Raw genomic sequence first — 6829 nt, 5'->3', positions numbered from 1 at the left:
TGAGCCATTGCTCGAGCGTGGCGTCGTCATCGGTCTGAACCGCGTGGGCGACGCGAAGCCCTACCGCCGCGCCGAACTGGTAGCCGTGTCCCGAACAGGCGGACACGACGAGTGTCTTGCCGACGCGCTTTGAAAAGAACCGCTGGTCCGCCGCGAACGTGTAAGCGCAGCTTTCCACCTCGGTGACCGTGTATTCGTCGATGCGGCTAAACGGCGGCGCGAACAGTTGACGCAAGCGGTACCCTTCGCCGGGCGCCGCAGTGCGACCGGTTTCGGCATCAGGCACCGGTTTCTTCAGTGCGCCCGCGCCGAACTTCAGATCGGCGTCATCGATTGGCGGCAATGCATAGCCATTGCTCGGACCGCCGATGTCGACGATCGCCGGTGCATTCGACCACGCGGTCTCCAGGTCTGCGGGCGGCGTCAGATAGGCGACGAGATTGCGGCGAATCGCGAGATTGTCGGCAAGCGCGGGAAGGAGCCGCAACGTCCACGCACCGGTTGCTACCACGAGCCGATCCGCCTGGACCACGGTGCCGTCGTCGATATGCACGAGTGCCGTCGCCGCATCGATTGCAACCGCCTTGGTGTGCATGCGAATGTCGACGCCGCGCATCCTGAGCCACGCTTTGATGTCGTGTGCGATTCGCGCGCAGAACAGCGCGCCTCCGTCACGATCGAGATACGCGAAGCGAAACGTGGCGGCGTCGAGGAATGGGTAACGCTCGGCGGCTTCGTTGGCGTCGAGCCGTTCGTATTGGAAGCCCACGCGGTCCAAGCTCATACGCAATTGCTCGCCGCTGTCTCCCGGGAGTTGCGATATGCCGAGCACGCCGCAGTTTGCGTAATGGGACACGCCGAGGTCGTCCCACAGCATGTCCCAACTATCGAACATTTCAGCGATCGTTTCCGCATGGCCGTTGGCACCGTCATGGGCGCGGCAAATCATGCCGTGCGCGTCGCGCGAAGCGGCAAGCGGATTGGGGATTGCGCCCTGCTCGATCAACGTGACGTCATGCCCCAGCTTGGTGAGCGACCACGCCGTACTCAAGCCGACGATTCCAGCGCCAACAATTGCCACCCGCATACCAATCCTCCGGTCGGTTAAACCGGATCAAGTCTACTGCGGGAAAATAATTGCTGCGTTGAGCGTATCGAAGTCAATTCAGCCGACAATTGGTATTGCATAAACAACGCGCTTTCAATGCTTTCGATGCGAGGCGTCGCGAAGCTTGTTGCGGACTTTCCTGGCCGCGAAGAGCGGCACATAATCGAACACTCGCGCGTCGTGGCGATAGTCGGCCAACGTGTCGGCATACATCCTGGAGACGGTTTCCGGCGGCGTGTCGGTTTCCTCGGCAATGCTTCTGACCACTTCGTCCACATTTGGCTCGGGCTGAGACATTGATTCTCTCCAGACTGGCAGCGGTTGAACGGGCGAGTGCGGCGATGCACGCGGCTTTTTATTAGAGGACGTGATTCTCGCCGCCGCCAATTGAATCGGTCTATCGCGCGCCATCTGCCACAGAGATTTTTTTCTTGCGGTACGCATTTCGCTGACTTGGCGCGAACGCCCGACGCCGAGGGCCGCTTGAAATAATCGGAAACAGATCATTATGCGGGTTTCGGAATAAAACGGCACACTCAGGGGTTCTTGTCTCGTGAATGGCACGCCGCTGAACAGCGGCCAATAGAAAGCTTTGCAACGTTCCCCTCTCAGGCCGCACCACTTATGAATATCCACGCCGAACCATTGAGCAACCAGGCCGGACCGTCAGCGCCCTCTCGCTACACGCGCACTGCGATCACGCTGCACTGGCTTATCGCGCTGCTGATCATCTGCAACGTCGCGCTCGCTCTGAGCGCGGATTCGCTACCCGACGACTGGGTGCGCCCGGTAATCAATACACACAAGTCCATCGGCATCACGGTGCTCGGTCTCGCGCTCCTGCGCATTCTGTGGCGCGTGTCGCACAAGCCGCCGCCGTTGCCGCGGGAGTTCCCGTCGTGGGAGAAAGTCGCCGCGCATCTCGCGCACTTTCTGCTGTATCTGCTGATGATCGGGCTGCCGCTTTCCGGCTGGCTGCACGATTCCGCATGGAAGGACGCGGCCACGCATCCGATGCGTCTGTTCGATCTGTTTCCGTGGCCGCGTATCGGGTACGTGATGAACCTCGATCCCGCGCTGAAGGAAACGCTGCACGACCGCTTTGGCGCGTTGCATACGTGGCTGGGTTACGCGCTGTATGCGTTGCTCGCCATGCATATCGGCGGCGCGCTGAAGCACCAGTGGATCGATCGGAAGTCGGTTCTGAAGCGCATGATGCCCTGAGCACCGTTTCGCTCATTCTCCAAACCGCAGCAACGACCGGCTCGCAGCTACCTTGAAACAGAACCTGGAACAGGCGTTCGCGCTTGCATCGCCCCGTATCGTGTCGCGTGGCACGACGCTTTCGAGCACGTTGATTCATGCAAGCGTCGTCGCCGTGTGGCTGTTGCTGTTCGCGCGTGCGTTCTTTCTGCATGGCGTGGTTGCGTGGTCCACAGGTATCGCCTACGTAATCTACGACACCGTGCTGCTCGCGTTCGTCACATGGAAAACACTGCCGCTCATGCGTCGCGCGGCGCCGCTCGAACCTGACTACGATCGGCGCAGCTTGCCGGACATCGGCGTGGTCGTCGCGTCGCATAACGAGGCCGCGGTGCTGCCTGTCACCATTGCGGCGTTGTTGCGGCAGGTTCACGGCCCGGCGCAAATCGTGATTGCCGACGACGGCTCCACCGACCACACGCACGCGCTGCTCACCGAACGCTTCGGCCTCGTCGCGCCGGCCGAGGGGAAGTTGAGCGCGCCCAGTTCGCTGCATCCCAATCTCTTCTGGCTGCGCATGCCGCACGGCGGCAAGGCGCGCGCGCTGAACGCCGCGATCACCGTGATGAGCACGGACATCGTAATGACGGTCGACGCCGATACGCTTCTCGACGACGACGCCACTTACGCAATGCGCGCCGCTTTCGCAAGCGCCCCCAAGCTCGTCGCCGCCGCCGGGCTGCTGGTGCCGGTTTGCGGCAAGTCCGCGTCTGGCCGTGTGCTGCAATGGTTCCAGACTTACGAGTACATGCGCAATTTCATCGCGCGCTTTGCGTGGATGCGCGCGGACAGTCTGCTGCTGGTGTCGGGCGCCTTCGCATCTTTCAGGCGCGACGCGCTGCTCGACGTCGGCGGCTTCGATCCGCAGTGTCTGGTCGAAGACTACGAACTGATACACCGGCTGCGCCGCTATTCGGTCGATCACGGCCTCGGCTGGGACGTGCGAGTGGTCGGCGACGCGCATGCGCAAACCGATGCGCCAGACAACCTCGGCAGCTTCCTGCGACAACGGCGGCGTTGGTTCGCCGGCTTCCTGCAAACGCAGTACTGGAACCGCGACATGACCGGCAATCGCCGTTATGGAACGCTCGGCATGCTGATGCTGCCTGTGAAGGCGCTCGATACCATGCAACCCATCTACGGCCTGACCGCTTTCGGATTGCTGCTCGCGTTCGTGTTCGGCAGGCACGGCGCAATCGTCGTGTCGATCTTCAGTGTAATCGGCCTGAAAACAGCGATCGACCTCGCTTTTTACCTGTGGAGCGTCCATCTTTACCGGCGCTGGACCGGCAAGCGCAGCGGCTCCAGTATGGGCATGGCGATGCTGGCTGCCGTCGCCGAGCCTTTCACCTTCCAGCTGCTGCGGCACCTCGGCGCGGCGCTCGGCTGGCTGCATTTCCTGCGCGGCGGGCGATCGTGGGGCGAGCAGCGCCGCACGGGGCTCGTGGCTCGCGACGAGACCTAGCGGCGCGGTGTTTTGACCCCGCCCAATCCATGCCGTCCCCGGTTCGAGTAGACTGACGACGATTGCGGCCGCGCGAATGTGGCCGCCTACTTTATCCGCACGTGCACGGAGGCTCTACACTATGCATGCTGTTCCCCCGCTCGAACAAGACACCGTCGAGGCGTCCTCAACGCATGCGACATCGCCTAAAGCCGCTCCCACGCTGGGCCAGGCGGCCAACGGCGCGCCGGTCCGCGACCTGCGCCGCGTCGGCATTCATCCCGACTACTGGTATCCACTCGCGTGGTCACACGAAGTAAAGCGTGGCAAGACACATGGCGTGACGTTCGCGGGCGATCCGATCGTGCTCGCGCGCACCGAATCCGGCAAAGTTTTCGCGCTTGAAGACCGCTGCGCGCATCGTCAGGTGCCGTTGCACCAGGGCGTGGTCGATGGCGAGTCGATTCGTTGCGGCTACCACGGCTGGACTTATGACTGCTCGGGCAAGTGCATCGACGTGCCGTACCTTGGACGCGAGCGTTTGCCGAATGGCGTGCGCTCGTATCCGTGCCGCGAAGTGGAAGGCCTGATCTTCGTATTTCCCGGCGACCCGGCAATGGCCGAGATTCGCCCGCTGCCCACGCTCGGCTCCGTGTCCGACAAGAAGTACAAGACTCGGCGCTTTGGCCGTCCTGTGAATTGCCACTACTCGTTCATGCACGAGAACCTGATGGACATGAACCATCAGTTTCTGCATCGCCGCCAGATGGGGCAGATGCGCGCGCGTTCGCTCGGGCGGCGGCGCGGCGAAGGCTGGGTCGAAGTGGACTACACGTTTGCGCGCATGGCCGGTCAGCAGCCAATCGGCGAAGCGATCGTGTTTGGCCAGAGCCGCAAAACGGGCGGCGACAACGACAAAGACGTAATGACGATCCGCACCGAGTATCCGTATCAGACGCTGCAGATTCGCACGTCCGAGCAGACGCTCGTCATGGACCTGTGGATCGTGTACGTGCCGCTCGATCGCGAGCAGCGCACCAACCGCACTTTCGGGCTGCTGTCCATTCGCAAGCCGGGCGTTCCTGGCGTGCTGAATCTCGCGTGGCCGCTGCTCGTGTGGTTCACTGAGCGCATCTTCAAGGAAGACCGCGAGATCGTCGAGGCTGAGCAACGCGCGCACGATTCGCAAGGCGCCGACTGGAACCACGAAGTGTTTCCGGTCATCAACGAACTACGCGCGTTGCTGCGCGAAAGCGGCGCGCCGGGTCAGGTGGTTGGTGCGGGCACCGGCGACACGGAAATTATCCGCTTCTGGGACTCACGCAGCGGCAGCCCGCTCGCGAAAACCTGAGCGGCGAGCGGCAGGCGGCTTTTCCGCCTCGCCGCGAATTAGTTCATCTCCATCGCGTAAGTAATCCGGTGCGGTCGACCGGCGATAATGGCGACCGGGTGGCAAGCGGGTGGCAACCGATACGCGCAGGTTTGCGCAGATCGGCATTCGCCGCACCGCGACCCGTGTACCATTTCGCTTTTTTGATTTCCAAAGACCGCTCTGTGACTACGCAACAATTCCGCACTGCATCGCGCAAACCCCTCACTCTCCTTCAATTGCTCGGCATCATCGGCGCCGCCGGGCTGATCGCTTCCATTTTGCTCAATCTGCTGGTGTAACGCCCTCATGTACAAGAAGGGCGTGGCGCTAGAAATCCAGTTTTCTCCCGAGCGACTCAACGACAACGCTGGCGACCCCTACTGGATCGATTTGACGCAAGACGAAGCGCAGCGGTTGCTGGCAAGCCTGCAAGCGCGTTTCGCCGTGGACAGTTCGGGCACGCAGGCGCCGCTCGTTGTCAGCCTGGACCACACGCCCGCCTTGCAACAGCAAGGCAGGCTGGACTCTGCGGCCGTCACCGCCGCTTCGGCGGACGACTTCAAGCAGTGGGTCTGCGTGATCTGTGGCTGGATTTACGACGAAGCCACAGGCTTGCCCGAAGACGGCATCGCGCCGGGCACGCGCTGGGCCGACATTCCCGTCGACTGGCGCTGCCCGCTGTGCGATGTGGGTAAGGAAGACTTCGCACTGGTCGAGTTCTAGGCGTCGGGGAAATCGGCGCCCACGGTAGTTGCTTCCCACGCGTCGAAGTCGCCGCGCATGAAGTCGAGCTTCTTGCGCGCCAGTTCGAGCGCGGTCTTACCGAGCAACAAACGCAGCGGCGGGCGCTCCGACAGCGCCGCGTCGATGATCGCTTGCGCCGCGCGCACCGGATCGCCGGCCTGGTTACCGCTACGCGCTTCGGTCTGCTTGCGCCGCTCGCCGGCGGTGGCCGCATAGTCGTCGATCACGGTGGCCGATTGCTTGATTGACGGACCGGCCCAGTTGGTTCGGAACGGGCCGGGTTCGACGATCAGCACGTCGATGCCGAGCGGCTTGACCTCGGTCGCGAGAGATTCCGATAAGCCCTCCACCGCGTATTTCGTCGCATGGTAGTAACCGGTTGCGGCAAAACTCGTGAGACCGCCAATCGACGATACGTTGACGATCAGGCCGCTGCGCTGCTCGCGCATGACCGGCAACACGGCCTTCGTGATGTCGACGAGACCGAACACGTTCGTCTCGAACATGGCCCTCACTTCGTCGTCTTCACCTTCTTCGATCGCGGCCAGGTAGCCATAACCTGCGTTGTTCACGAGCGTGTCGATGCGGCCGAAACGTTGCCTGGTTTGTGCGACGACGTCTGCGATTTGCGCGCGGTTCGTGACATCGAGCGGCAGAACGAGCGCACGCTCGCCGTGCGGCTCGGCAATGTCTTTTACTTTAGATTCGTCGCGCGCGGTAACGACGGCGCGCCAGCCTCGCTCGAGTACCAGTTTTGCGAGTTCGCGCCCGAAGCCCGTCGAACAACCTGTAATTAGCCAGACGGGATTGTCTCGATTCATCATGTGGGAAAACTCCTGTTGATGGTCTGCGACTTTGCCTTGCGCCTTTCGTTTGACTAACGCTTTGAATGCTGCTT

The 6829-nt window shown here is 62.2% G+C and carries 7 protein-coding genes; 4 read left to right on the top strand and 3 right to left on the bottom strand.

Features of this window, described 5'->3' with window-relative positions:
- Both BCA01S_RS18990 and BCA01S_RS18985 read right to left on the bottom strand, forming a co-directional pair.
- A partial coding sequence (locus BCA01S_RS18990) for an NAD(P)/FAD-dependent oxidoreductase (protein WP_027778270.1) occupies window positions 1-1087 on the bottom strand: 1087 nt, incomplete at its 3' end.
- Window positions 1088-1201: 114 nt separating this feature from the next.
- The gene (locus tag BCA01S_RS18985) at window positions 1202-1405 is read right to left on the bottom strand and encodes a DUF3562 domain-containing protein (RefSeq protein WP_027778269.1); all 204 of its coding nucleotides are present in this window, start codon (window positions 1403-1405) and stop codon (window positions 1202-1204) included.
- Window positions 1406-1732: 327 nt separating this feature from the next.
- Here BCA01S_RS18985 and BCA01S_RS18980 point away from each other — a divergent pair, with 327 nt between their 5' ends.
- The 4 genes from BCA01S_RS18980 to BCA01S_RS39460 all read left to right on the top strand — a co-directional run bounded on the left by BCA01S_RS18980 (window position 1733) and on the right by BCA01S_RS39460 (window position 5910).
- Complete coding sequence (locus BCA01S_RS18980; RefSeq protein ID WP_027778268.1) at window positions 1733-2332, top strand: cytochrome b; 600 nt, start codon at window positions 1733-1735, stop codon at window positions 2330-2332.
- Window positions 2333-2384: 52 nt separating this feature from the next.
- On the top strand, window positions 2385-3836 hold the full coding sequence (locus BCA01S_RS18975; RefSeq protein ID WP_027778267.1) for a glycosyltransferase family 2 protein: 1452 nt from the start codon (window positions 2385-2387) through the stop codon (window positions 3834-3836).
- 121 nt (window positions 3837-3957) lie between these two features.
- Window positions 3958-5166: a Rieske 2Fe-2S domain-containing protein gene (locus BCA01S_RS18970; RefSeq protein ID WP_027778266.1), complete on the top strand. Its 1209-nt coding sequence runs from the start codon at window positions 3958-3960 to the stop codon at window positions 5164-5166.
- Between the two features lie 327 nt (window positions 5167-5493).
- Window positions 5494-5910: a rubredoxin gene (locus BCA01S_RS39460; protein ID WP_084166885.1), complete on the top strand. Its 417-nt coding sequence runs from the start codon at window positions 5494-5496 to the stop codon at window positions 5908-5910.
- Here the strand turns inward: BCA01S_RS39460 and BCA01S_RS18955 are convergent.
- A complete protein-coding gene (locus BCA01S_RS18955) occupies window positions 5907-6755 on the bottom strand; it encodes an oxidoreductase (protein WP_027778263.1) in 849 nt (282 codons plus the stop codon). The genes BCA01S_RS39460 and BCA01S_RS18955 overlap by 4 nt on opposite strands.
- Window positions 6756-6829 lie beyond the last annotated feature (74 nt).

This window comes from Paraburkholderia caledonica NBRC 102488 (assembly GCF_000685095.1).
Classification (GTDB): Bacteria; Pseudomonadota; Gammaproteobacteria; order Burkholderiales; family Burkholderiaceae; genus Paraburkholderia; species Paraburkholderia caledonica.
The sequence above is the reverse complement of the archived record's forward strand: the minus strand, read 5'-3'. Positions and strand labels throughout refer to the sequence as shown.